Below are 24794 nucleotides of genomic sequence, written 5' to 3'. Positions count from 1 at the left end.
ATAATGAGTGGAAGTGTATGGGTCTTTTAAAAATTCCTTAAATATGTCATGATATAGAAGTAAACAAAGGGGGAAACTATGGGGTTAGTTTATGCTATGAGTGAGATCAAAGATAAACGCCAGGGGGGCCATGAATGTACATTTAATGGTTTTCTCGAGGATTATTTAAACTTTGATTCGGCTCAATATAAAGAATTACTTGAAAATGTATTAGAAATGGATGATTCCATACGTGTTATGGAAAATGTCCGCATCCATATAAATAAAGATTTAGTAGCGAATAAAATTATACGCTATAAAGATGTCCATAAAATTCCGAAAGGTTATATTAAAGCGCCCTTAATTTTGTATAGTGAAGGACAAGAACGAGAATTCGCATTAATCCTTGTTGATCGTAACTATCTTGAAGCAAAAGGAATTTACTACTGCTTAACCGAACAAGGTGGAATCTTAGGGGCTTACCGTCATAATGTATTAGTATTACCAATTGAAGAAACAGAGATTATCTTGGAGTTGTTGAAGATATTACCAAGTGATCGACCAACGATTGCATCACTTCAACGCGAACAAGATCGAAGACATTATCGTGATAAAGAAATGCTTATTGAAACAGCCATCGCAAAAGGCCAAGAAAACATTACGTATATCAACCAAAGTCTTCGCGATGACCCACAAGGTCGAGCAGATCGAATTCATCAAACAATCGCATCATGGTATTTACTTAAAAAAATGCTGTATGTTCAATATATGATGGATAAGGACACCTTACTTAAAATAAACAAAGGCGATATCAAATTACATCGCCAAAAAGCAAAAGAACATTGTAATAAAATAGAATTTATACCATTTAGTGAACTTTGGAGGATATGATGAAACTAATTTCGTGGAATGTTAATGGTTTACGTGCCGTTATGAAAAAAGATTTTGAAGGAATTTTTGAAGCAATGGACACAGATGTTCTTTGTCTTCAAGAAACCAAAATGCAAGCGGGTCAATTAGATTATGATCCAGAAGGCTATTATGCATATTATAACTATGCAGAGAAAAAAGGATATTCTGGCACTGCTGTTTATACACGCATAAAACCACTTAATGTTACCTACGGAATTCAGGAAGACGAACATAATACGGAAGGTCGTGTCATAACATGTGAGTATGAAGACTTCTTTCTCGTTTGTGTTTATACACCCAACTCACAACCAGAATTAAAACGTATCGATTACCGTATGCAATGGGAAGATGATTTCAGGGAATATCTTAAAATGTTGGATGAAACAAAACCTGTTGTCTTGTGTGGGGACTTAAACGTCGCTCATAAAGAGATTGACTTGAAAAATCCTTCAGCCAATCGTAAAAACCCAGGCTTTAGTGATCAAGAACGTGAACAATTCACCAATCTCTTAGAAGCTGGATTTATTGATTCGTTCCGTGAATTACATCCAAACGCAATCAACCGTTATTCCTGGTGGAGTTACCGTGCCAATGCACGGAGTCGAAATACAGGATGGAGAATTGATTACTTCGTTGTCTCAGAGCGATTAAGAAATGCCATTGAAGCGGCAGATATTCTCGATCAGGTTTTTGGAAGTGACCATTGTCCGGTAATGATTAAACTCAATTTCTAAGAACTACCTCTTGATGATTTCGCATCAAGAGGTTTTTTTATGCAATTGTGAATCGAGTGAAAATTTAATGTTAATGATAATCGTTGTATACTCACAATCACGTATACAATGTAAACGGTATCTTAAAAATGATTAAACGATATCGGTGTAAATCCATGACTTTTGTCGATGATAATGGTATACTATCACGGTGTGTTGAAAGAAGTAGGAAAATTAATGACATTTAAAGAACTAGAATTAGAAGAAGAAATCGTAAGAGCAGTAACCGAGAAAGGTTATGAAGAGCCAACTGATATACAATCACAGGCAATTCCAATATTGCTTGGTAATCATGACTTATTAGCTCAATCTCAAACAGGTACAGGTAAAACTGCGGCGTTTGGGTTACCAATGCTAAGTTTGACTCAACCTGGAGATAAGAAACGAACAAATTCGTTAATCCTATGTCCTACACGTGAGTTATGTATGCAAGTGGCTGAAGAAATGAGAAGTTTCTCGAAGTATAAACAAGGCGTTAATATCGCATGTGTATACGGTGGTAGCCCTATTGATAAACAAATTAGAGACCTTAAACGTGGTGCAGACATTGTAGTCGCAACACCGGGTCGTTTAATGGATCATATTCGACGTAAGACAATCCGTTTAGATGATTGCCGTCATATTGTCTTGGATGAAGCTGATGAAATGCTAAATATGGGATTTATTGAGGATATTGAAGAAATTTTTTCATTCCTTCCTGAAGAACGCCAATTCGCATTCTTCTCAGCAACAATGCCTAAGGAAATCGTTAAATTAAGCGAGAAATTTTTGGTTGAACCAGAAAGAATCACACTATCTCGTAACAATCTAACTGTTTCTCGTATTAAACAAATCTATTACACTGTTGAATCAAGAGATAAAGTTGATTTAACAATTCAATTATTACAATTGCATAAAACAAGTGGAACAATGATATTCTGTAATACCAAAAAGATGGTTGATGAACTTACAACGCAATTAAATAAAGCGGGTTTCCCTGCTTTAGGGTTACATGGAGACATGAAACAAGAAATGCGTTCAATGGTAATGAGCCGCTTTAAAAAAGGTATGGTTTCTGTGTTAATTGCAACGGATGTTGCAGCACGTGGAATCGATGTTGACAGTATGGATGTAGTTATTAACTACGATATACCTCAAGAATTAGAATATTATGTACACCGTATTGGACGTACAGGTCGTGCTGGTAAAGAAGGTCTTGCGATCACTTTAGTATCACGTAGACAACGTTATGCAATTAAGCAAATCGAACGTTTATCAAATTCAACTATTGTTGAAACACCACTACCAACTAAGGAGCAATTAAACGACTTAATGGTAGATCAACTTGCTCGTGAAATCCGTAAATGGAATGATCATGAACAAGGTAAACTCTTTAATATCGCGTATGAAGGTCTTCGTAATGAGAACTTTACACAGGAAGAAATTATTGTTGCTTTCATTAATAAGATGATTAGTGAATCAAACTTAGAAGCAATCAAAGTTTCAAAACAAAAAGATGTTAAGAATAAAGGTGAAATATCACGTATTGGACTATCAGTTGGAGACCGTGATGGTATCGCTGCAGCTCACCTTGTAAGTGCAATTGCAACTGCAAGTGGAATTCGCGGAAAAGATATCGGACGTATCAAAATTGATGACAATGAAAGTACCGTGGAAGTTCCTCGTGAATTTGCACAAGATATTATTAATAAATTATCAGACACAAAAATTAATAGTAAAGATGTGACCGTTACTATGGTTGATGAATTTGCACAACCAACACCACGTGGTGGACGTAACGGACGCGGAGGACGTGACTCACGTCGTGGCGGTGGAAACGATCGTCGCCGTGATGGTGGTGGTCGTCGTGACGGAGGTCGCCGTGATGGTGGTGGACGTCGTGATGGCGCAAAACGTTCAAGCGATCAAGGTCGTCGTAGCAACAAAGGATAGCAAAAAGATGGGTTTACCCATCTTTTTTTTGTGCTTAATTCGAAAATCCTACTATTTATGCTATTATATCAATAACAACACTCTAGGAGGTCTTATGGAATATAAAGCGCTCGTTTTAAATACCGATCAGGATAAAGTCATACCAGAAGTAAAAATACTCAATACGGATGACCTAAATCATGACGTTTTAATCAAGGTCTCTTACGCCAGTGTTAACTATAAAGACGGACTTGCGATGAGACCCAAGACACGCGTTGTGGGAGAATATCCTACCGTTGTCGGTATTGATTTCACTGGTACGATCGTTGAATCGAATGTGGATAAATTTCATATTGGTGATGAAGTTATTGTAACCAGTCATGATATCTTGAAATATCAAACGGGTGGTTTTGCGGAATATGCTTCAGTTCCTGCTTCAGAAGTGACATTACTTCCGGAATCACTCAGTTTAAAAACTGCCGCAATTATTGGGACAGCCGGATATACTGCTGCACTTTCTGTTTATCGTATGATGCAACAAACAAATCCAATGAAACGTGATCCCGTATTGGTTTTAGGGGCAAGCGGTGGTGTTGGATCTGTTGCATGTGCAATTTTGGATCGGCTTGGATACCCAGTTACAGCAGTGAGTCGTAAAAAAGAAATCGCCCGTGATTATTTTGACACTTTGAATGTAAAAGAAGTTCTGCATCCAGATGAATTGACTGCGGAATCGCTCAAACCACTTGGAAAAATGATGTGGACTGCAGTTATTGATCCAATTGGGGGTAAATACAGCTCCTATCTCTTACCACATCTCAATTACGAAGGTGTTTATTTACTAAGTGGTAACACAGCGGGAGCTAAATTTGAAACCACAGTATTTCCATTTATCTTACGGGGAATCCAAGTGATCGGGATTGATTCGGTGAATAATAATCTCAAAGACGTACTGTGGGGATTAATTGCGACAGATTATAAACCTCGAAATATTCATGCACTTTGTGATCGTGAGATAAGTTTAGAAGATGTACCTCAAGCACTTGAAGATATCCTTGAAGGTAAAATGATGGGACGAACTATTGTGAAATTGTAAAAAAAGAAACCGTAGGTATCTACGGTTTCTTTTTTTCTTTGAGTTTTCTTAAGTTATTAGTACGTTGAACTTTTTTAAGTTGTTCATAATTTGAAGCGTAGGTTTTTTCTGCGGAATTTAGATTTTGAGGACGATAGAATTCTTCGTTTCTAAGTTCATCAGGTAAGTATTGGATTTTATGCCATAAATCATTGCGGTCATAATCATACATATCTTTGTCATCAACACCGACAGCATTTAACCGAAGATACTGTGGTACTTGGTGTGCTGTTTCACGTACAGTTTTTAAAGCCGCATCAATACCATGTTCTCCTGCTTTCGATTTCGGAGAAAGTGCACACTCAATTACAACGACACTTAATGGTAGTTTGGCTTCTGGAAATCCAATACGTTTTGCAGCATCAATTGCGGTAACAACACGGGCACATAGTGCGGGATTCGCAAGTCCGATATCTTCGTAGGCAATCGCAATAAGTCTGCGTTCAATGGAATCCATATCGCCCACATGAATTAATTTCGCAAGATAATAGAGTGCTGCTTGCACATCACTTCCACGAATTGACTTTTGGAATGCACTGAGGGCATCATAATGATTGTCACTGTCTTTATCCATGGAAATATTAACAGAGAGACTTAGTTTTTCAAGATGCTTTTCTGTGATGATGTCATCACGAGTGGACTGTACGAGTAGGTCAAGTGCATTAAGTGCATAACGAGCATCACCATTACAACTTGAAGCGATGGACTCTAGCACATCTTCTTGAATGACTTGATTATTTTCAAATACAGCATAAGCACGCTTAAGTATGGACACAATATTATTATAAGAGAGCGGTTTAAATTCAAATAAATGTACCCGTGATCGAATTGCGGGATTAATCGAAAAATAAGGATTTGCAGTCGTTGCACCAATCATTGTGATTAGTCCACTTTCCACATGTGGTAACAAAATATCTTGCTTATCTTTATTTAAGCGATGCACTTCATCAATAATCACAACAAGGCCACTGCTCATCTCTGCTTCAAGAAAAAGCGCATCAAGTTTCTTTTTATTATCCGTAACCGCATTAAAAAGACGATACGGTCTTTTTAACGAATTGGCGATGGCCATCGCTGTTGTTGTTTTTCCCGTACCGGGAGGTCCGAAAAATATCATGGAATGAAGATTACCGCTTTCCACGACATTACGTAAAATTTGATTTTCACCAAGTAAATGTTCTTGTCCGATGATATCATCAATCGTTTCAGGTCTTACTCGGAATGCTAATGGTTTGTTCATAAAATCACCCTATATATTGTAACATGTTTACGGTAGAATAGAGATGAGGTGATTTCATGAAAATCGTTATACAAAAAGTTAAAGAGGCAAAGGTCATCGTTGAGCAAGAAGTAGTAGGAGAAATTAAACAAGGTTATATGCTTCTTGTTGGTATGGAAACAGGTGATACGGACGCCGATATCAAAAAAGCAGTAGATAAAATAGCGTCAATCCGTTTATTTGATGATGCAGATGGAAAGATTAATCTAAGTATTCAAGATGTTGGCGGAGCGATTCTTTCGATCTCTCAGTTCACATTAGCTGCGGATTGTCGTAAAGGGAATCGACCAAGTTTCAGTAATGCAATGGAACCAACTCAAGCAAATACGATGTTTGAGGCATTTAATGTGGGATTAAGAAATCATGGCATTGATGTTGAAACGGGGATTTTTCAAACACATATGAATGTTGTTTTGGATAATGATGGACCAATCACCATCGTGCTTAATATTAAAGATGGTAAGGTAATTTAAGGTGTGGTATTATTATAGACGTTAATTGGAGATGATAACATGACAACAATACTTGATGGATTAGCTGTTTCAAAAGCAATTCGTGCTTCATTAAAAGAAGAAACGGATGCACTTCTTAAACAGGATAAGCGTGCACCTTCACTGACCGTTGTGATTGTCGGTAATGACCCTGCATCACAAACCTATGTGAATTCTAAAGTAAAACAGTGTAAGTCTGTAGGTTTTTCTTCGCAGGCTATTTCGTGTGAAGAAGATACAACCCAAGAAGCACTTTTAGAAATCATTCACACATTAAATCACGATGAACATGTGGATGGTATTTTGGTACAGTTGCCGTTACCGAAACATATTGATGAGAATGTTATTATTGAAGCTATTGATCCCAAAAAAGATGTAGATGGATTACACCCATTGAATGTTGGATATTTGGAATTAAATCGTCCAGGATTTGTTTCGTGTACGCCTAAAGGGATTGTACGATTATTAGATTGGTATAATGTGGAGATTGAAGGTAAACGTGCATTAGTGATCGGACGAAGTCGTCTTGTAGGTAAGCCAGTTTCAACGCTTTTGACCCAAAAAAATGCGACGGTAACGTTAGCACACTCAAAAACAAAAAACTTAGAGGAACTTGTTCGATCTAATGATATAATTGTGGTTGCCATGGGTAAACCCGAAGCAATTCCATCTTCATGGATTTCAGATCAACACGTACTTGTTGATGTAGGGATTCATCGCGTAGATGGGAATCTAAGAGGTGACGTAGATCGTCACGCTTATGAGATTGCAGCTTATGCGACGCCAGTTCCTAAAGGCGTAGGCCCGATGACAATAGCCAGTTTACTGGAAAATACAATGATTGCATATAAACTTAAGGAGTGTCAGCATGATTGATAAAACATATGGTTTAGGTGATATTGTACAAATGAAAAAAGATCATCCATGCAAAAAATCACAGTATTTTAAAATTACACGTATGGGTGCAGATATTAAAATTAAGTGCGAAGGGTGTGGGTCGGTCATTATGCTCACACGCCAAGATTTTGAAAAAAAATTAAAAAAAGTAATCGAAAGAAACGAGGAATTATAGATGGCATTAACAGCAGGAATTGTTGGATTACCAAACGTTGGGAAATCCACATTATTTAACGCAATCACGAAGTCACAGGTTGAAGCAGCAAACTATCCCTTTGCGACGATTGCACCAAACGTCGGTGTTGTAAAAGTAAACGACCCACGACTTGACACAATCCAAAAATTTATTGAGTCTAAGAAGATTATCCCTACAACTTTTGAGTTCACCGATATTGCTGGACTTGTAAAAGGCGCTTCAAAAGGTGAAGGATTAGGAAATCAATTTCTATCAAATATTCGTGAAGTAGATGCCATCGCGCATGTTGTGCGTTGTTTTGCGAACTCGGATATTGTGCATGAGCACGGTATTGTTGGAGATCCAATCTCAGATATCGAAATTATTGAAATTGAACTTATGCTTGCGGATTTACAAAGTGTGGAAAACCGAATTTCACGTGTAGGCCGAAAAGCTAAATCCAATGATAAAGAAGCAATGGCAGAAATGAAGTTATTAGATCGTGCTAAAGAAACACTTGAAAATAACCGTCCTTTAAGTGATCTAAATTTAAATGAAGATGATGAGAAACTTGCGCGTACATTCCATTTCTTAACTATTAAACCTGTTATTTATGTAGCGAATATCGATGAAGACAGTCTTATGGATATTGAGGGTAATGAAATGTACCAAAAAGTAAAAGCTTATGCGGAAGCACGTTCATGTCGTGTAATTCCTGTATGTGCGAAAGTCGAAGAAGATTTATCAAGTCTTGAAGATGATGAAAAAGCAGCATTCTTATCCGACTTAGGTGTGCAAGAGAGTGGTTTAGATGTCTTAGTTCGAAATAGCTATGAAATCTTAAACTTACGTACATTCTTTACGGCAGGTCCTCAAGAAATTCGTGCTTGGACCTTTGTGGATGGTATGAAAGCGCCGCAATGTGCTGGTGTGATTCATACAGACTTTGAAAAAGGATTTATTCGTTCTGAAACTTATAATGTGGAAGATTTAGAAGCATACGGAAGCGAACAAGCAATTAAAGAAGCAGGAAAAATGCGTTCTGAAGGTAAAGAATACGTCATGAAAGATGGCGATATTGTACACTTTAGATTTAATAATTAGTGAAAAGAACCCCCTATCTCCATTAAATTGGATAGGGGGTTTTATGATAATAAAAAAAAGAACCATCGATTTATTTTATGGTATAATGAAACAAAGGTAAGAGGAGGGAATCTTATGAAATTAGTATTAGCTATTGTTTCAAATGATGACAGTTCTGTAGTTTCAAATGCATTAAATAAAGAAAACTATCAAGTAACACGTCTCGCTACAACCGGAGGATTCTTACGCGCAGGGAACACAACATTAATTATCGGTGTTGATGATGATCGCGTAGAAGGATGTTTAGAAATCATTGGTAATGAATGTAGTAAACGTACGGAAGTCGTACCATCTACAGCATCCTATGATATCGGACGTTATGCGTCATTCCCTGTGGAAGTTCAAGTTGGGGGCGCAACAGTATTTGTTATGGATGTAGAACAATTCCATAAACTTTAAAAAGAAAGAACGTGAGCGTTCTTTCTTTTTAAATTAATTCAAAGTATTCTGGCCATCGATATTCCCGTATGGGCATGGGCCGGTTATTATCAAAATAGAGGACAAGTGCGGGTTTAATACCATTCCAGTTATCCACAATTTCAAAATGAGTGAGATGCCCATCGGCAATCAGTTGTTTTGCTTTCGCATGATAATTATAATATGCCATAGCTTACCCCGCTTTCATCCCTATTCTATACGATTTACTAATAAATATAAAGGCGGTAGCACTATGAAACTAACACCCAATTTAATGGTTACAAATGTGAATGAAAGCATCCTGTTTTATCAAGATGTTTTAAACATGGTTGTTTATGATAAAGTGGAGACTGAATCGGTCACTATATTCGCAATTCTTGGTATTGGTGAAACAACGTTAATGCTTGAAGAAAAGGAAACTTTGATTGGTGAATATCCAAGTCTTAAAACAGATTCAATCAATCCTTCCTTAACACTTTTTATTAAAGTTGAAGATGTTGAAGCGGAATATGAACGGCTCAAGTCTCATCCAAATTTAGTAAAAACACTGCATAAAACATTTTATGATACATGGGAATTTGCTCTAACAGATCCTGATGGTGTGGTGATTACACTTGCAGGAGGTCCCTATGAAACCGGAGAAAATTAAACAAGTATGTCTTCAAAACAAAGGGACTGTGTATGATTTTAAAGAAGAATGGAATGCAGAACGTGCGCTTGTCGGCGGAAAAATGTATTTGATGATGGGAACAAATAAAGAAGGCGATCCAATTGTAACGGTTAAAGCCGAGCCCAGCGAAGGTGCCCGCTATCGTGAGATGTATCCTGGAATAATCACCGAAGGTTACTATATGAATAAAGTTCATTGGATTTCAATTCGTATGGATAAGGAAGTGGACGAAACACTCATTGAAACACTTATTAATGGGTCGTATGAACTTATCTTTAAGAGTTTAACTAAGAAAATGCAGACTGAGATAAAATAAAAAGTTCCGAGTGGAACTTTTTATTTGGTTTCATAGTAACGTCGATGTTCGAAAACAGACTCAAGTGTATATTTCGATGCGTCTGATTTGAGTATTTGATGACTTCCATCAGTAACAAGTTGAGCTTTAAACTGTGCTTCATATTCAGGAATTGTTAACTTTGTACGTTGATCAAGATCTGTTTGATGTGTCTTGAGTAAATGATCTTTGTAATTTGGTTGTAAGATTCCCGTGAAGAATTCTCCAACAGCTCCAGAACCATAACTGTATAAGCCAATACGATCACCTGCAGTTAAGGATCCTTGTTCGAGGAGACTGAGTAGACTTAAGTAGAGTGATCCAGTATAAATATTACCGACTTGACGGTTATAGTGAGTACTCTTTTTAAAGTTTTCAAAAAGGCTTGGATGTGTTTCTTCGTTTGCGATGAGCTTTAGCGTTTTTAACCCAAGCTTTGTATAAGGGATATGGAAACAGAGTGCATTGAAATCATCGATTGTACGTTCTGTTTTCTTGAGATAATCCTCATATACTGTTGTGAAGAGACGTTGGTATTGTTCGTTTGAGTATTTCCCATCTACAAAAGCCACATCACTGTAATTCGGTCTCCAGAAATCCCAAATATCATCTGAGAAATAAGAAGCGTTTGCTTCCAACGTCATGATTTTTGGATCGGTACTTACTAACATCGCTACCGAGCCAACACCTTGAGTTGCTTCGCCACCAGTATTCAGACCGTATCGTGAAATATCACTTGCAATAACCAACGCTTTTTTACTTGGATTTAAAGCAATATGAGCTTTCGCAAGTTGAAGCCCTGCAGTTGCACCATAGCATGCTTGTTTAATCTCAATACAACGTGCAAAGGGGTTAATTCCCAATAATGTATGAATTGAGGTTGCCCCTGCTTTTGATTGGTCAATGCCAGATTCTGTAGCCAAAATAACAAGATCAATGGCTTTCTTATCCGCATCACTCAATATTTTTGAAGCAGCATTAGCCCCTAATGTAACCGTATCCTGTGATATAGGACATACAGCTTGTAGATCTTGTCCAAGTCCGAGCGTATATTTGTTTGGGTCAATCCCGCGTGCGTGCGCAAGATCAACCATATCTATATACGTTAATGGGGCATAAAACCCTATTTTATCAAGTCCAATTTCCATGGAATATCTCCTTTTTCGATATGCTCTCATTATAATAGTCTCTTGGATAATAAGCAAAAATTATGTGTAATTCAAGAATAATTCACACGAAGTAGGGTTATTTAGGCATAAACTTATGGTATCTTGTGTGAAAATGAGCGCTTTTTCTTCTCAAATGGTAAACTAGGGTTCGAGATAGAGATAGGCGTTAAGGAAAATGTTGTGTTTATAAATTGTAAACGGTATAATTGTCTAGCCGACATTTTAGAAGGAGTGATTTTTTGCGAGACGTAGTTATAGTCAGTGCTGCGCGCACTGCGATAGGTAAATTCGGGGGAAGCTTCTTGAAGACTTCAGCTGTAGAATTAGGAACAGCAGTGATTAAAGAAGCGATTCATCGTGCAAAGATTTCGCCGGAAGATGTTGAATACGTAGTAATGGGTAATGTCATCCAAACAGGATTAGGACAAAACCCTGCGCGACAAGCATCGGTGTTTTCTGGAATTCCCTATTCAACACCAGCCATGACAATTAATGAGATGTGCGGTTCGGGGATGAAGTCAATTCATCTTGGAATGCAATCCATTATGCTTGGTGAGAAGGATGTTGTAGTTGTGGGTGGTTTTGAAAATATGTCACAAGCACCTCATATAATAAAGAATGGTCGCTTTGGTTCGAAATTTCAAAACTTGGAAACAGAAGATACAATTCAAAAAGATGGTTTTGTTGACGCGTTTACCAATGAATTGATGGGTGTTACAGCAGAGACTGTTGCCGAACAATTTAATATATCCCGTGAGGATCAAGATGCGTTTGCATTAGAATCACAAGTGCGTGCAACACGTGCGCTTGAGGCGGGGCTCTTTAAAGATGAAATTGTTCCAGTTAATAACGGACGTGATCTTATCGATACGGATGAGTTTATCAGAACAAATTCTACGCTTGAAGGACTTCAACGTTTAAAACCAAGTTTTAAACTTGATGGAACGGTTACAGCGGGTAATGCTTCAGGAGTTAATGATGGTGCTGCTGCACTTGTATTAATGAGTCGTGAAAAGGCTGAGGCAATGAATTTAGATATTATTGCTACCATTAAAGGTTTTTCAGAAGTTGGGGTTGATCCTGAAATTATGGGTTATGCACCTTACTATGCAGTTAAATCCTTAGCAGAGAAAACAAATACAGATTTAAATACAGTTGATCGATTTGAATTAAACGAAGCATTTGCTTCACAATCGTTAGCGGTTTGTCGTGATTTAAATTTAGATTTAGATAAAGTTAATGTTAATGGGGGAGCAATCTCCATTGGACATCCAATTGGTGCATCTGGCGCCCGTATTATGGTAACTTTAATTTATGAATTAATTCATTCAGATACAAAACGTGGTATTGCTTCGTTATGTATTGGTGGCGGCATGGGTGTCGCAATGATGATTGAACGAGAAGAACCTACAATGTAGGTTCTTTTTTGCAGGGATTATCGCGATTGTTTAATATTTAATCCTTGACATAACCATGCTATAATAGTATGGAATTTGGAAAGAGGTACTAAAAATGAAAAAAGTTAGAGTAAGATATGCACCAAGTCCAACAGGATTTCTTCATATCGGTAACGCACGTACAGCGTTATTTGATTATTTAGTGGCAAAACACCATGGTGGTGATTTTGTACTACGTATTGAGGATACAGACATTGAACGTAATGTTGAGGGCGGTGAGGAATCACAACTTTATTTCTTAAATTGGTTAGGGATTGTACCTGATGAATCTCCAGACAAGCCAAAACCAGAATATGCTCCATACCGTCAAATGGAACGTTTAGATATTTATAATGAATATGTAGAAAAATTATTAGCAAGTGGCGATGCTTATAAGTGTTACTGTACAACTGAAGAACTTGATGAAGATTACAAACGTCAAGTTGCGGCTGGACACCAATCAACTCGTTACAGTCGCACATGTCTTCACCTTGATGATGAAACGAAACAACGTTATGAAACAGAAGGCCGTCCTTACTCTGTAAGATTACGAGTACCAACGGATGTGACCTATACGTTTAATGATATGGTTCGTGGAGAAATTTCATTTGAATCAAAAGATATTGGTGACTGGGTTATTGTGAAGTCAAACGGTATTCCTACCTATAACTTTGCAGTTGTAATTGATGACCACTTGATGGAAATCTCACACGTTTTCCGTGGGGAAGAACATATTTCAAATACACCAAAACAAATGATGCTTTATGAAATGTTTGGATGGGATATTCCTTTATTCGGTCATATGACATTAATTGTAAATGAAAATGGTAAGAAGTTATCAAAACGCGATAACTCAGTCATGCAATACATCAGTCAATATAAAGATCAAGGATATCTTCCTGAAGCTATGTTTAACTTTATGGCGCTGCTTGGTTGGTCTCCAAAGGGTGAAAAGGAACTCTTTACACATGAAGAACTGATTGCTGAATTTAGTGAAGATCGTTTATCTAAAGCACCATCAATGTTTGATGTTACAAAACTTACATGGATGAATCATCAATACTTAAAAGAAAAAGAAGACGGTGAATGGTTAAGCTTCGTGAGACCCTTTGCGGAAGCAGCACATGATCTTACAAACAAAGATGAAGCATGGATTGAAAAGTGCTTACTTCTCTTTAAAGAGCAATTGCAATATGGTGCAGAAATTGGTTCATTAATCGAACCCTACTTTGTTGAACCAGAATTAACCGATTCAGAAAAAGAAGTTTTAGAATGGGAAACAACACCCGTGGTTGCACAAGCATTCTTGAATAACTTACCAGAATCATGGGATGTGGATTCACTGAAAGAAGCATTTAATGCTGCGAAAACTGAATCTGGACTTAAGGGAAAACCGTTATTTATGGGATTACGTGTTAGTGCAACACATCAAACACATGGACCTGATTTAATGAGTGCGTTATATCTTTTAGGTCGCGACGTTGTTGAAAAACGTTTAAATGAATATATCAATAAAATTTAAGCCGACTTCCGAGCACAAGGTCTTACGAGATCCTGTGCACGGATACATTCATGTACATCATCAAGTTATTTGGGATCTGATTAACGCACCAGAGTTCCAAAGACTTAGACGCATCCATCAATTAGGTGGGACAAATCAAGTTTATCATGGCGCAGAGCACTCTCGTTTTTCTCATTCTGTCGGGGTTTATGAAGTGGTTCGTTTAATGATTGATAATGTAAATGGTCTAGCAGATACACTTTCTGATTTGGAACACGTTGCATTATTGTGTGCAGGATTGCTTCATGATGTGGGACATGGCCCTTTTTCACATGCTTTTGAGTCCGTGACATCGGTAAATCATGAAACGTTTACGGATCGAATTATTTTAGAGGATACGAACGTGCATAAGATTCTTAGCGAGGCTCATCCCGAGTTACCTCAAATGGTTGCGGATATTATTGCGCATCGCCATTCACGTAAACTCTTAACTCAAATTATCTCGAGTCAATTGGATGCAGACCGTATGGATTATCTTTTGCGGGACTCTTATTTTACGGGTGTAAGTTACGGTGAATTTGATTTATCACGAATCTTAAGAACACTTATTGTTATCGATGATAAGCTTGTTGTGAAAGAAAGCGGAATTCATGCCGTAGAGGACTATATTATGGCCCGCTATCAAATGTATTGGCAGGTTTACTTACATCCAACATCACGAAGCTTTGAAATGATTCTCTTCGCGATTTTTGAACGCATGAAGGATTTAGTTCATGAGGGAAAAGAACTGGGCGATGAATTATCGTTTTTTAAGCCTTTTGTTTCGGGTGGTAACATTAGTACACAAGAGCATTTTGAATTAGATGAATCAACCTGTTATGCTGGATTTATGTCACTTACAAAATCAAAGGATCCGATCTTAAAAGACTTGGCGTTACGTCTTTTAAATCGAAAACTCTTTAAATACGAAGATCTTGAATCTTCATATCAAGTAGATTCAATTAAAGAACGAGTTCAAAATGCAGGCTTTGACAATCGTTACTATGTTATTAGTGATCAACAGTCTCAGATTCTTTACTCTCCTTATGTGGAAAACGGTGAAGAAGGATTATGGGTTGCACTTAAAAACGGTACGCTTGTAGAATTAACCAGCGCATCCTCAATCGTTCGTGGATTCGCAACGGGTGAAAAGAAACAGGACGAAAAGATTTTCTACCCTGAGGAGGTATAATCATGAAAAAACAAACTTATATCAATATTCGTGAAAAGGTGATGAATGAATTGCCTGAAAAGACAGTTACGTTTTTATTCAGCGGATGCGGCGTTCGTCGTTCAGCGGATGCAGAATACCCTTTCTCAGCGAATCGAAACTTTTATTATGTAACAGGCATTGAAGAACCGGAAGCTGTTGTTGTTTTTGAAAAAGAAACCAATCATGAAATCTTATTTTTACGAGAAATAAATCCAGATATGGAAAAATGGGTTGGATATTTCATGACTAAAGAAGAAGCACAAGCGATTTCAGGTATTGAAGATGTTCGTTACTTTAACGAATTTGATGCATATGTAACTTCTGTGTTGGATTCAGGACTTTCAATCGGTGTTGATATGGATCACGATACCATTGGCGATGTTGAACACTCATCAGGACTTGTCTTTGCGGATGCAGTTGGCGAAGAGAATGTTGTCGATGTATTTGAATGTCTTGTACGTTGTCGTCAAATTAAGCATCCTGAAGAAGTTGAAGCAATTCGCAATGCAATCGATGTAACAGATCATGCAATCAAAGCGATGGTGGAAGAAATGAAACCAGGTGCGAATGAAAATGATATGGCTGCACGTTTCTTGTATGAAGGCAATAAGGCGCACGGTGATTTAATGTTTGACACAATTTGTGCAAGTGGTAAGAATGCGACAGTCCTCCATTACATCTCAAACAATCAACCGTTAAATGACGGTGACCTTGTATTATTAGACTTAGGAATTCGTGTAAACGGTTATGGTGCCGATATTTCTCGTACGTTTCCAATTAATGGAACGTTTACACCACGCCAAAAAGAAGTTTACCAAGAAGTCTTGAATACTTTCCACATCATCAATGAATCCGTGAAGCCAGGTATTTCGATAATGGAATTGAATGAAATCTCAAAAGAGACTTTAGGTCAATCATGTATAAAACTCGGACTTATTGATAACGTTGAGGAAGTAGGTCGTTACTACTACCATAGTATTGGACATTCACTCGGTTTGGACACACATGACGTTTGGCTTGATCGTGGGCAACCGCTTGTTCCAGGAAACGTTATTACTAACGAGCCGGGGCTTTATATTGCGGAAGAAGGAATCGGAATTCGCATTGAAACAGACCTTCTCGTAACCGAAAATGGGTGCGAAGATTTAGCCCCACAAATCATGCGAGAAGTAAGTGAAATCGAAGCGTATTTTGTGAAGTAATGTGAATGTAAAATGAAAGTGTGTGTATTGAAGCACACTTTTTTACTTTATGTAATAAACATGTTGACATTGTTGTTCAAAGCCATATAATACATAGGTGAAATACGTAAGGGGGATCTCCATCAAAACTAAAGTCACTATTAAGCAAAAATCTCGTGATGAATCATTTCATCGAACGGATAACCAAGCTGATCTTATAAACTATGGATTGTATCAACGCATAATGTATGACGAGGAAGACGCATATGTTATTCTTGATTTCACCAATGACGAGGTGTCATTTAAGCGGCAAGGTGAATGGTTAACACAAGGAGTTTTCTGTAAAGGCGAACAAACAGAGTTGCTCGTCTCAAGCGCACAGGGAATTTTAGTGTTCGAGGTTGAAGTAGAAACATTAGAAGTTAGAAGTGGTCTTCTTTATATGAGGTATCATTTGAAGCAAGCTGGGTCACATATTGATACGCTTGAATTCGAATGTAGGTGGGAACCGGAGGTATAAACTATGTCATCAAAATCATTAAGTGATATTGCATATGAAAAATTAAAGAGAAAACGTAAAGAAATTGTATTTAGTAAATTGTGGAAAGAAGTCGCTGAAGAAGTAAATTTCTCAGAAGAAATTTCAAAAAGAAAAGTGGCATCATTCTATAATGCAATGATGATGGATTCACGATTTATCTCATTAGAAGGAAATAAATGGGATTTACGCGAGCGTCATACTTTAGAAAGTTTACAAATTGACCCTGATTTATTAGATACTTATGACGATTATGACGAAGATTTCGAAGAATTTGAGATTGTTCCGAGCATTGAGGAAGAATAATTGAAGTCTTTGGTTGAACTCATATATTAAGTTTGCTAAAATATAAAAGGGCAGCAGCTTCCAAATTTATTGGGAGCTTTTATTTTTGTAGTAGAAGGAGATTAGACATGGCAACAAAGTATATATTCGTAACCGGAGGTGTTGTATCCGGAATTGGTAAAGGAATTATCGCTTCATCGATTGGGCGATTGCTCAAAAATCGTGGCATGAAAGTGTTCATGCAAAAGTTTGATCCATACATTAACGTAGACCCAGGAACAATGTCACCATACCAACATGGTGAGGTTTTCGTAACTAAAGATGGTGCCGAAACAGACTTAGACTTAGGTCACTATGAACGCTTCATTGATGAAGAGTTAACGAGAAATGCCAGCATTACTACAGGTCGTGTCTACTCAAGTGTTATTAATAAGGAACGTAAAGGTGCCTATTTAGGGGCAACAGTTCAAGTTATTCCACATATCACGGATGAAATTAAAAATAAAATCTATGATGCGGGAAAAGAATCGGGAGCCGATGTTGTTATCACTGAAATTGGTGGTACAGTAGGGGACATTGAATCACTTCCATTTTTAGAAGCGGTACGTCAAGTCCATGCGGAAAATAAAACTGAGGATGTTGTGTTTGTTCATACAACACTGATTCCTAAAGTTCCTGCAAGTAACGAATTCAAAACAAAACCAACTCAACATAGTTTTAAAGAACTCATGTCACACGGTATTAAAGCAAATATTATTGTTACGCGTTGTGATGAGCCTTTAACTCAAGATATGAAGAATAAGATTGCGCTTTTCTGTGATGTTAATGACAATGCGATTATTGAATCACGAAATGTGGAAAACTTATATGAACTTCCACTTTCATTCCAAGCGCAAGGACTTGATAATTATATTCTTCATAAATTTGGATTAGGTGATTTACCTGCAGCGGATATGACGGAATGGTCTGCAATGATTGACAGTGCAAAAAACCTACAACATAAAGTTAAAATTGGTCTTGTTGGGAAGTACGTTCAACTTCATGATGCTTATTTATCTGTAAGTGAAGCACTTTTACATGCGGGTTATGCATGCAGTAGTGAGATTGAAATTGAATGGATTGACTCAGCTGAGATTACAGCCGAGAATGTTACAGAAACACTTAAAGGGTTAGATGGTATTCTTGTACCTGGAGGATTTGGATTACGTGGTGTGGAAGGTAAAATCTTAGCCGCACAATATGCACGAGAAAATAATGTTCCTTACTTCGGAATTTGTTTAGGAATGCAAGTAGCGATGATTGAGTTCGGGCGTAATGTATGCGCATTAGAAGGTGCACATTCAACAGAACTTGTACCCGAAACAAATTATCCTGTAATTGATCTTATGGAAGATCAATTACAACATACAGATCTTGGTGGCACATTACGTTTAGGTAATTATCCATGTCAACTTGATCACGAAGGTAAAGCATACGGACTTTATAACAATGAAGATGTAATTTTTGAACGTCATCGTCATCGTTATGAATTTAATAATAAATATCGTGAGCAATTTGAGAATGCGGGAGTACGCTTTAGTGGTTTAAGTCCTGATGGACAATTAGTGGAAATTATTGAGCTTAAAGACCATGATTATTTCGTGGCATGTCAATATCATCCAGAGTTTAAGTCAAGACCAAACCGTTCACATCCATTATTCTATGGATTTGTGAATGCGTCTTTGCAATTTGCGAAAAAAAGAGTAGAATAGATATATATAAATAGGAGGAATTTATTATTATGGCATTAGTATCAGCTAAAGGCATTTTGGAAGCAGCACGTGACGGACACTACGCTGTACCAGCAATTAACATTAATAACTTAGAGTGGACAAAAGCAGCTCTTCTTCAAGCAGAAGAAATGAAGTCACCTATCTTATTAGCAGTATCAGAAGGTGCTGGTAAATATATGACAGGTTACAAAACAATCGTTGGTATGGTAAACGGTATGTTAGAAGAACTAAATATTACAGTTCCAGTAGCATTACACTTAGACCACGGTAGTTTTGAAGGCGCTAAAGAATGTATCGAAGCAGGATTCACATCAGTAATGTATGATGGATCACACTTACCATTCGAAGAAAACTTAGCACAAACAAAAGCAATCGTTGAATTAGCTCATTCAAAAGGTGTTTCAGTTGAAGCTGAAGTAGGTTCAATTGGTGGAGAAGAAGACGGAATCATCGGTACAGGTGAACTTGCAGATCCAGCAGAATGTAAAATAATCGCTGACACAGGAATTGATTTCCTAGCAGCTGGTATTGGTAACATTCACGGTAAATACCCAGAAAACTGGGCAGGTTTAAGCTTTGAAACTTTAGAAGCAATTAAAGCTGCTACAGGAAGCATTCCTTTAGTATTACACGGTGGATCAGGCATTCCTGAAGACCAAATCAAAAAAGCTATTGAATTAGGTGTTTCAAAAATTAACGTGAACACAGAATGTCAATTAGTATTTGCTGAAGCAACACGTAAATACATCGAATCAGGAAAAGATTTAGAAGGTAAAGGATTTGACCCTCGTAAACTTTTAGCTCCTGGTACAGATGCAATCCGTGCTACAGTTAAAGAAAAAATTGAAATGATGGGTTCAGCTAACCAAGCTTAATTCCAATCAATCAAACATTTATAAACCATCGTCATCTTAGAGACGGTGGTTTTTTTTGTGCAATCATGTCAGATATAAACAAAGTCTCGTGAAACTGAAACAATTTAAAATATTGATGCCTAAATATTCACAAACTTTAAGTGTGTACCCTTGTATTGGGTTTATACTCAACGTAAGATTACATTTGGAACTTGGAGGAGACTTATGTATTCATTAGATGAAACTGTAGAACGTGTATCTGATTTAGGGGTTATGAAGGTACATAAAACAACGAAGCAACGTTGTATTTTAGGGTTTATTGCAGGGGCAATGATTTCTCTAGGCTATCTCGCATATATTAAAATCGTAGCTACCGTCGATGGTGGACTTGGTAATGTTTTGGGTGCCAGTGTATTTCCAATTGGTTTAATTGTGATTTTGCTTGCCGGTGGTGAGTTAATTACAGGAAATATGACTGTAGTGGGTACTTCTTATGCAAATCAGAAAGTTACGTTAAAAGAGCTTTCAATCAACTGGCTTGTCATTACACTTGCGAACTTAGTAGGTGCAGTTTTTGTAGCACTCATTTTAGGTCGTGGCGAATTAAGTCACTATACAGAAACAGTGAACCGTTTAGCAATGGGGAAGGCATCGTATTCACCGATGGCAACGTTTATTTCAGGGATTGGTTGTAATTGGTTTGTAGGTTTAGCGGTGTGGCTTAATGTGGCAATCAAAGATGGTGCAGGAAAGATTATGGGGATTTGGTTCCCAGTGATGGTTTTTGTATTACTTGGCTTCCAACATAGTGTTGCGAACATGTTTTTATTAACAGCAGGTATGCAAAATGGGGTGATTCAATTTTCTGAATTTGCATCAAACATTTTCTTTTCTTATCTGGGTAATATAATTGGTGGTGCGGTATTGGTAGGTTATCTTTATACGCATGCATCCCATGCAAAGAATCACATTTCGTGATTCTTTTTTATTCTTGAAGGGATATAGGCTGTTAGAACTGTTTTCACGCTATTTGGATATGTTTTGATCGATTGTTGGATAAATGATGTCTAGAGATGATAATTATCGCTTATGGCCGCTTTAACGCCCTTGTAGGACAATTGGGTTCTGTTGGAGTTAATCGTTTGAATTGTGAATTGTGCTTGATTGAGTGTGTGTTTTTCAGGGGACTTTAGATGAGATTTTTATGCTTCTATTGAATTTGTGGAAATAGAAAATGAGAGGTCAATTTGTCTCAAATTGTATTTTGCGTTATACTATTTATATCATTATGGTAAAAATTATCATAAGTGACTCTTAATTAAGTTGTGCTTGAATCAACATTCTGAATGAATTTTAAGGGAAATGTCGCGTACATTTTTTTTTATGCGGCTGCATTAAAATAGGAGGAAAATATATGATCGAATACAGAAATGTTAAGAAAGTTTATAACGATAAAGTCGTTATTGAAAACTTAAATCTAACAATAAAACAAGGGGAATTTGTATGCCTTATCGGACCATCAGGCTGTGGTAAAACAACAACATTAAAGATGTTGAATCGGATTATCAAACATGATGGTGGAGAAATATACATTAATGGCCAAAAGATTGATGAGATGAACGTGATTGATTTACGTCGTAATATTGGTTACGTAATCCAACAAATTGGTCTTTTTCCCAATATGACACTCGCTGATAATATTGCGATTGTTCCTAGGCTTTTAAAGTGGGATGAAACGAAGATTGATGAACGGGTAAGGGAATTGATGCCTTTAGTCGGTATGCCTTATGAGACATATGCGAATCGCTTCCCATCTGAACTAAGTGGTGGACAACAACAACGTATCGGGGTTTTGCGAGCACTTGCAGCAAACCCACCAGTGATTCTTATGGATGAACCTTTTGGTGCTTTAGATCCTGTAACACGAGATACGTTACAAGATGAAGTTAAGTCTATTCAAGAAAAACTAGGGATTACCATTGTATTTGTTACACATGATATGGATGAAGCAATTAAGATGGCCGATACTATTGTATTTATGGAAGATGGTAAAATTGTTCAGAAAGCAACACCTGAAGAAATGTTACGAAATCCTGCTACCAAGCAAGTTAAACAATTTATGGGGAAACAAATGCATGAGAATGGATCATCATTTGACTTAACTTGTGGTGATTTAATGAAACCAAATGTATTTAAGGTTTTTGATCGAAGACCTATTATGGAATGTTTAGGTTTAATGCGTACACGTGATTTAAACAGTGTTGTTGTTGTGGATGAACATAAAAAATATTTAGGTGTTGCATGGATTGATGAACTTATTTCAAAACGTGATACGTATCAACGTGTATCGGAAGTGGTTGAAAAAAGTGTTCCTGCATTCAATCAGAATGAGGATGCTCAACAAGCAATTGGAGAAATTACAGAAAACAAACGTGATTATGTCATCGTGATTAATGATGATCGTGAAGTAACTGGAATTATTACTCGTGGTTCGATTGCCCGAAGTCTTACTAATGTTGTTTGGGGTGGTGATGGTAATGAGTAGTGCTATCCTTCCAGAACTTATTAAAGCGATTTTCACGCATATTAAATTTGTGGTAGTTGCGGTAACACTTGGATCAATCATTGCGATCGTCTTAGCGTCCATATTATCCCGTTTTAAAAAGATTTCTAAGTATGTAATGCCTATTATTGGTTTATTTCAAACCATACCGGGGATTGTTTTTATTGGAGTGCTTTTTGTTTATACGGGTATGCGTCCTAAGACAATTTATATTGCTCTTACTGCGTATGCAATTTTCCCCGTCTTAAAAAACACCTATGCTGGAATTTTAGAAGTGGATGCCAGTTATGTAGAAGCGGCACGTGGTATTGGAATGACCCAGTGGCAATCACTTCTAAAAGTAGAATTACCGATGGCAGTACCTTCTATATTTGCGGGAATTCGCATGTCGACTGTATATACCGTAAGTTGGGCTGTACTTGCTGCTATGATTGGTCAAGGTGGCTTGGGCGTCTTTATTTATCGTGGAATTGATACCAATGTTCAAGAAACAATTCTTATCGGAGCGATTCCATCCGCCATCCTTGCGATTTTAATGGGATACTTTGTGGATTATCTCCAAACAAAGTTTATGCCAAAAGGACTAACAACAGGAGGTGCGCAACATGACCGTTAATATGGTATTAGAACATCTATTTCTTGTTTTAGTTTCTGCGTTTTTCCTACTTATCTTAGGTCTTATTATTGGAATGATTGCTTATGTATATCCAAAATTTAAGAAACCTATTTTGTTACTCGTAGATATTCTTCAAACAATACCAACGCTTGCAATGCTTGGGATTTTGATGGCATTTTTTGGACCTACAAAGAAAACCGTAATTATTGGTTTAGTGCTTTATTCCTTACTTCCCGTTGTTTTGAATACGGTAACAGGATTGGAAAGTGTTGATCCTGGAATTCGAGAAGCAGCACAAGGTATGGGAATGACAAAAATCCAAAGACTTTTTAAAGTAGAATTACCGATTGCATTTCCATTTATTTTCTCAGGGATGCGTATTGCGGTCGTCACATCAGTCGGTGTTGCCGTCTTTGGCTCACTTGTTGGGGGTGGTGGTTTGGGATCCATTCTCTATCGGGGTGTTCGAACTCAAAATATGAAATTAATCGGATATGGAACGCTTGCTTTAATTGTAATATCGCTTGTAATCGATACGGCAATGGGACAATATGAAAAACATCTTAAACTAAAACAAGGAGGTAAAACAATATGAAAAAAAAGTTAGTACTTCTAATCATTCTGTTGCTTTCTTTAAGTGGTTGTGGCAGTCGTCAAGAGGGAGACCTTGTAATTATTGACGGTGATATTGCGGAGATGAATGTTGCGACGTATATGGCTAAAATTATGATTGAAACGTATACAGATTATTCAGTTTATATTCAACCTTCCATGGCTTATAATTTAGCTTTTGATCAAATTAAAAGTGGTGCGATGGACATGACACTAAGTTGGGATGGAACGGTATTGGCAACATTTTTAAAACAAGACCCTCAAGATATTCCTTCAAACCAATCATTATTTGAATTCACAAATAACCTTGCACAAGAAAAAGCGAACGTTAAGTTACTGGAACCTTTAGGATCTGAGAATTCATATGTGGTTGCAGTTACCGATGCTTTAGCGGAAACATATAACTTAAAAACAATTTCTGATTTAAAGCCGATTGCGAGTGATCTTATTTTTGCGGCAGAACATTCTTTTTTTGATGATAATGGATCGGTTCGTTATAAGCCATTAACGAAGTTTTACGATATGGAATTTAAAGAAGCAAACTCAATTGATATTGGTTTAAAACTTGCGGGATTGGATAGTGACAATATGGATGTTACGCTCGTAACAAGTGCGGATGGAATGGTGAATCGTTATCCTGTAACGATGTTGGAGGATGATTTGAAATTCTTTCCCCGTTATCAATCGGCATTCCTCGTTCGTTCGGATTTGGAAAAAGACTTCCCCGGTGTAGAAGCCGTGTTGGAAAAACTATCGAATTCGATTACGACCGATGAATCGCGTCAACTAAATTATCGTGTTGATGTGGAAGTTAAAAACCCTGAAACGGTAGCTCGAGACTTTTTGGTTGAGAAAAATTTAATTAATAAGTGATGAAATAATTCCCAAATACCTATGTA

Annotated in this window: 27 protein-coding genes; 24 read left to right on the top strand and 3 right to left on the bottom strand. The window is 37.3% G+C overall.

Annotated features, from left to right (window positions below):
- Positions 1–78: 78 nt before the first annotated feature.
- The 4 genes from NMG63_RS08895 (at position 79) to NMG63_RS08880 (ending at position 4671) form a co-directional block, all read left to right on the top strand.
- Positions 79–870 (top strand): hypothetical protein, encoded by a 792-nt coding sequence (locus NMG63_RS08895; RefSeq protein WP_254007017.1) that lies wholly within the window; start codon positions 79–81, stop codon positions 868–870.
- Positions 870–1625, top strand: coding sequence for an exodeoxyribonuclease III (locus NMG63_RS08890; protein ID WP_254007444.1), 756 nt, complete (start codon positions 870–872; stop codon positions 1623–1625). The genes NMG63_RS08895 and NMG63_RS08890 overlap by 1 nt, the downstream gene beginning before the upstream one ends.
- Before the next feature lie 216 nt (positions 1626–1841).
- The gene (locus NMG63_RS08885) at positions 1842–3596 is read left to right on the top strand and encodes a DEAD/DEAH box helicase (protein ID WP_013853463.1); all 1755 of its coding nucleotides are present in this window, start codon (positions 1842–1844) and stop codon (positions 3594–3596) included.
- 94 nt (positions 3597–3690) lie between these two features.
- Positions 3691–4671, top strand: a complete 981-nt coding sequence (locus tag NMG63_RS08880; protein WP_123170907.1) for a YhdH/YhfP family quinone oxidoreductase — start codon at positions 3691–3693, stop codon at positions 4669–4671.
- Between the two features lie 19 nt (positions 4672–4690).
- Here NMG63_RS08880 and NMG63_RS08875 read toward each other — a convergent pair whose 3' ends face one another.
- Positions 4691–5950 carry a replication-associated recombination protein A gene (locus NMG63_RS08875; protein ID WP_254007016.1) on the bottom strand — a complete coding sequence of 420 codons (1260 nt, stop codon included), beginning with the start codon at positions 5948–5950 and terminating at the stop codon, positions 4691–4693.
- A 56-nt stretch (positions 5951–6006) separates the two neighbouring features.
- On the opposite strand from NMG63_RS08875, the gene dtd reads away from it, so the two are divergent.
- The 5 genes from dtd to darA all read left to right on the top strand — a co-directional run bounded on the left by dtd (position 6007) and on the right by darA (position 9094).
- Entirely contained in the window at positions 6007–6462 is a 456-nt protein-coding gene (dtd, locus tag NMG63_RS08870; protein WP_254007015.1) for a D-aminoacyl-tRNA deacylase, read from the top strand.
- A 39-nt stretch (positions 6463–6501) separates the two neighbouring features.
- Entirely contained in the window at positions 6502–7356 is an 855-nt protein-coding gene (locus NMG63_RS08865; RefSeq protein WP_254007014.1) for a bifunctional 5,10-methylenetetrahydrofolate dehydrogenase/5,10-methenyltetrahydrofolate cyclohydrolase, read from the top strand.
- Complete coding sequence (locus NMG63_RS08860; protein WP_003774276.1) at positions 7349–7552, top strand: DUF951 domain-containing protein; 204 nt, start codon at positions 7349–7351, stop codon at positions 7550–7552. Before NMG63_RS08865 ends, NMG63_RS08860 begins: the two co-directional genes overlap by 8 nt.
- On the top strand, positions 7553–8656 hold the full coding sequence (gene ychF, locus NMG63_RS08855) for a redox-regulated ATPase YchF (RefSeq protein WP_254007013.1): 1104 nt from the start codon (positions 7553–7555) through the stop codon (positions 8654–8656). It abuts the gene before it with no gap.
- A 114-nt stretch (positions 8657–8770) separates the two neighbouring features.
- Complete coding sequence (darA, locus tag NMG63_RS08850) at positions 8771–9094, top strand: cyclic di-AMP receptor DarA (RefSeq protein WP_013853459.1); 324 nt, start codon at positions 8771–8773, stop codon at positions 9092–9094.
- 28 nt (positions 9095–9122) lie between these two features.
- Here darA and NMG63_RS08845 read toward each other — a convergent pair whose 3' ends face one another.
- Positions 9123–9302, bottom strand: a complete 180-nt coding sequence (locus NMG63_RS08845) for a hypothetical protein (protein ID WP_003774282.1) — start codon at positions 9300–9302, stop codon at positions 9123–9125.
- A 63-nt stretch (positions 9303–9365) separates the two neighbouring features.
- Between NMG63_RS08845 and NMG63_RS08840 the strand changes: the two genes are divergently transcribed.
- The gene (locus NMG63_RS08840) at positions 9366–9761 is read left to right on the top strand and encodes a VOC family protein (protein ID WP_254007012.1); all 396 of its coding nucleotides are present in this window, start codon (positions 9366–9368) and stop codon (positions 9759–9761) included.
- On the top strand, positions 9742–10098 hold the full coding sequence (locus NMG63_RS08835; RefSeq protein WP_254007011.1) for an MmcQ/YjbR family DNA-binding protein: 357 nt from the start codon (positions 9742–9744) through the stop codon (positions 10096–10098). The genes NMG63_RS08840 and NMG63_RS08835 overlap by 20 nt, the downstream gene beginning before the upstream one ends.
- A gap of 20 nt (positions 10099–10118) precedes the next feature.
- Here the strand turns inward: NMG63_RS08835 and NMG63_RS08830 are convergent, their stop codons facing one another.
- Positions 10119–11264 (bottom strand): hydroxymethylglutaryl-CoA synthase, encoded by a 1146-nt coding sequence (locus NMG63_RS08830; RefSeq protein WP_254007010.1) that lies wholly within the window; start codon positions 11262–11264, stop codon positions 10119–10121.
- 260 nt (positions 11265–11524) lie between these two features.
- Here NMG63_RS08830 and NMG63_RS08825 point away from each other — a divergent pair, with 260 nt between their 5' ends.
- From NMG63_RS08825 to NMG63_RS08765, 13 genes are all read left to right on the top strand, one after another.
- The gene (locus tag NMG63_RS08825; RefSeq protein WP_123170914.1) at positions 11525–12703 is read left to right on the top strand and encodes an acetyl-CoA C-acetyltransferase; all 1179 of its coding nucleotides are present in this window, start codon (positions 11525–11527) and stop codon (positions 12701–12703) included.
- Between the two features lie 94 nt (positions 12704–12797).
- Positions 12798–14243: a glutamate--tRNA ligase gene (gene gltX, locus NMG63_RS08820; RefSeq protein ID WP_254007009.1), complete on the top strand. Its 1446-nt coding sequence runs from the start codon at positions 12798–12800 to the stop codon at positions 14241–14243.
- Complete coding sequence (locus NMG63_RS08815; protein ID WP_254007008.1) at positions 14221–15453, top strand: HD domain-containing protein; 1233 nt, start codon at positions 14221–14223, stop codon at positions 15451–15453. Before gltX ends, NMG63_RS08815 begins: the two co-directional genes overlap by 23 nt.
- A gap of 2 nt (positions 15454–15455) precedes the next feature.
- On the top strand, positions 15456–16676 hold the full coding sequence (locus tag NMG63_RS08810; RefSeq protein WP_254007007.1) for an aminopeptidase P N-terminal domain-containing protein: 1221 nt from the start codon (positions 15456–15458) through the stop codon (positions 16674–16676).
- 97 nt (positions 16677–16773) lie between these two features.
- Positions 16774–17175 carry a DUF1934 family protein gene (locus tag NMG63_RS08805; RefSeq protein ID WP_254007006.1) on the top strand — a complete coding sequence of 134 codons (402 nt, stop codon included), beginning with the start codon at positions 16774–16776 and terminating at the stop codon, positions 17173–17175.
- A gap of 3 nt (positions 17176–17178) precedes the next feature.
- Entirely contained in the window at positions 17179–17499 is a 321-nt protein-coding gene (rpoE, locus tag NMG63_RS08800) for a DNA-directed RNA polymerase subunit delta (protein ID WP_003774292.1), read from the top strand.
- Between the two features lie 107 nt (positions 17500–17606).
- Positions 17607–19229 carry a CTP synthase gene (gene pyrG, locus NMG63_RS08795; protein ID WP_254007005.1) on the top strand — a complete coding sequence of 541 codons (1623 nt, stop codon included), beginning with the start codon at positions 17607–17609 and terminating at the stop codon, positions 19227–19229.
- Positions 19230–19258: 29 nt separating this feature from the next.
- A complete protein-coding gene (fba, locus tag NMG63_RS08790) occupies positions 19259–20125 on the top strand; it encodes a class II fructose-1,6-bisphosphate aldolase (RefSeq protein ID WP_254007004.1) in 867 nt (288 codons plus the stop codon).
- 204 nt (positions 20126–20329) lie between these two features.
- Positions 20330–21082 carry a formate/nitrite transporter family protein gene (locus NMG63_RS08785; protein WP_254007003.1) on the top strand — a complete coding sequence of 251 codons (753 nt, stop codon included), beginning with the start codon at positions 20330–20332 and terminating at the stop codon, positions 21080–21082.
- A gap of 436 nt (positions 21083–21518) precedes the next feature.
- Positions 21519–22649 carry a betaine/proline/choline family ABC transporter ATP-binding protein gene (locus NMG63_RS08780; protein ID WP_254007002.1) on the top strand — a complete coding sequence of 377 codons (1131 nt, stop codon included), beginning with the start codon at positions 21519–21521 and terminating at the stop codon, positions 22647–22649.
- Positions 22642–23283, top strand: coding sequence for an ABC transporter permease (locus NMG63_RS08775; RefSeq protein ID WP_254007001.1), 642 nt, complete (start codon positions 22642–22644; stop codon positions 23281–23283). The genes NMG63_RS08780 and NMG63_RS08775 overlap by 8 nt, the downstream gene beginning before the upstream one ends.
- On the top strand, positions 23273–23878 hold the full coding sequence (locus NMG63_RS08770) for an ABC transporter permease (RefSeq protein WP_013853449.1): 606 nt from the start codon (positions 23273–23275) through the stop codon (positions 23876–23878). The genes NMG63_RS08775 and NMG63_RS08770 overlap by 11 nt, the downstream gene beginning before the upstream one ends.
- A complete protein-coding gene (locus NMG63_RS08765) occupies positions 23875–24768 on the top strand; it encodes a glycine betaine ABC transporter substrate-binding protein (protein ID WP_254007000.1) in 894 nt (297 codons plus the stop codon). Before NMG63_RS08770 ends, NMG63_RS08765 begins: the two co-directional genes overlap by 4 nt.
- Positions 24769–24794 lie beyond the last annotated feature (26 nt).

Source organism: Erysipelothrix amsterdamensis, assembly GCF_940143175.1.
Classification (GTDB): domain Bacteria; phylum Bacillota_I; class Bacilli_A; order Erysipelotrichales; family Erysipelotrichaceae; genus Erysipelothrix; species Erysipelothrix amsterdamensis.
Note: the sequence above shows the minus strand (reverse complement) of the source record. Positions and strands in the feature narration are given on the sequence as shown.

Excerpts from the sequence above, each read along its gene's own strand:
- NMG63_RS08880 (WP_123170907.1), top strand. The coding sequence starts at position 3,691 with ATGGAATATAAAGCGCTCGTTTTAAATACCGATCAGGATAAAGTCATA.
- fba (WP_254007004.1), top strand. The coding sequence starts at position 19,259 with ATGGCATTAGTATCAGCTAAAGGCATTTTGGAAGCAGCACGTGACGGA.
- ychF (WP_254007013.1), top strand. The coding sequence starts at position 7,553 with ATGGCATTAACAGCAGGAATTGTTGGATTACCAAACGTTGGGAAATCC.
- rpoE (WP_003774292.1), top strand. The coding sequence starts at position 17,179 with ATGTCATCAAAATCATTAAGTGATATTGCATATGAAAAATTAAAGAGA.
- darA (WP_013853459.1), top strand. The coding sequence starts at position 8,771 with ATGAAATTAGTATTAGCTATTGTTTCAAATGATGACAGTTCTGTAGTT.
- NMG63_RS08835 (WP_254007011.1), top strand. The coding sequence starts at position 9,742 with ATGAAACCGGAGAAAATTAAACAAGTATGTCTTCAAAACAAAGGGACT.
- NMG63_RS08875 (WP_254007016.1), bottom strand. The coding sequence starts at position 5,950 with ATGAACAAACCATTAGCATTCCGAGTAAGACCTGAAACGATTGATGAT.
- NMG63_RS08840 (WP_254007012.1), top strand. The coding sequence starts at position 9,366 with ATGAAACTAACACCCAATTTAATGGTTACAAATGTGAATGAAAGCATC.
- NMG63_RS08865 (WP_254007014.1), top strand. The coding sequence starts at position 6,502 with ATGACAACAATACTTGATGGATTAGCTGTTTCAAAAGCAATTCGTGCT.
- gltX (WP_254007009.1), top strand. The coding sequence starts at position 12,798 with ATGAAAAAAGTTAGAGTAAGATATGCACCAAGTCCAACAGGATTTCTT.
- NMG63_RS08845 (WP_003774282.1), bottom strand. The coding sequence starts at position 9,302 with ATGGCATATTATAATTATCATGCGAAAGCAAAACAACTGATTGCCGAT.
- NMG63_RS08830 (WP_254007010.1), bottom strand. The coding sequence starts at position 11,264 with ATGGAAATTGGACTTGATAAAATAGGGTTTTATGCCCCATTAACGTAT.
- NMG63_RS08810 (WP_254007007.1), top strand. The coding sequence starts at position 15,456 with ATGAAAAAACAAACTTATATCAATATTCGTGAAAAGGTGATGAATGAA.
- NMG63_RS08885 (WP_013853463.1), top strand. The coding sequence starts at position 1,842 with ATGACATTTAAAGAACTAGAATTAGAAGAAGAAATCGTAAGAGCAGTA.
- NMG63_RS08765 (WP_254007000.1), top strand. The coding sequence starts at position 23,875 with ATGAAAAAAAAGTTAGTACTTCTAATCATTCTGTTGCTTTCTTTAAGT.
- NMG63_RS08785 (WP_254007003.1), top strand. The coding sequence starts at position 20,330 with ATGTATTCATTAGATGAAACTGTAGAACGTGTATCTGATTTAGGGGTT.
- NMG63_RS08815 (WP_254007008.1), top strand. The coding sequence starts at position 14,221 with ATGAATATATCAATAAAATTTAAGCCGACTTCCGAGCACAAGGTCTTA.
- NMG63_RS08770 (WP_013853449.1), top strand. The coding sequence starts at position 23,273 with ATGACCGTTAATATGGTATTAGAACATCTATTTCTTGTTTTAGTTTCT.
- dtd (WP_254007015.1), top strand. The coding sequence starts at position 6,007 with ATGAAAATCGTTATACAAAAAGTTAAAGAGGCAAAGGTCATCGTTGAG.
- pyrG (WP_254007005.1), top strand. The coding sequence starts at position 17,607 with ATGGCAACAAAGTATATATTCGTAACCGGAGGTGTTGTATCCGGAATT.
- NMG63_RS08860 (WP_003774276.1), top strand. The coding sequence starts at position 7,349 with ATGATTGATAAAACATATGGTTTAGGTGATATTGTACAAATGAAAAAA.
- NMG63_RS08895 (WP_254007017.1), top strand. The coding sequence starts at position 79 with ATGGGGTTAGTTTATGCTATGAGTGAGATCAAAGATAAACGCCAGGGG.
- NMG63_RS08775 (WP_254007001.1), top strand. The coding sequence starts at position 22,642 with ATGAGTAGTGCTATCCTTCCAGAACTTATTAAAGCGATTTTCACGCAT.
- NMG63_RS08780 (WP_254007002.1), top strand. The coding sequence starts at position 21,519 with ATGATCGAATACAGAAATGTTAAGAAAGTTTATAACGATAAAGTCGTT.
- NMG63_RS08890 (WP_254007444.1), top strand. The coding sequence starts at position 870 with ATGAAACTAATTTCGTGGAATGTTAATGGTTTACGTGCCGTTATGAAA.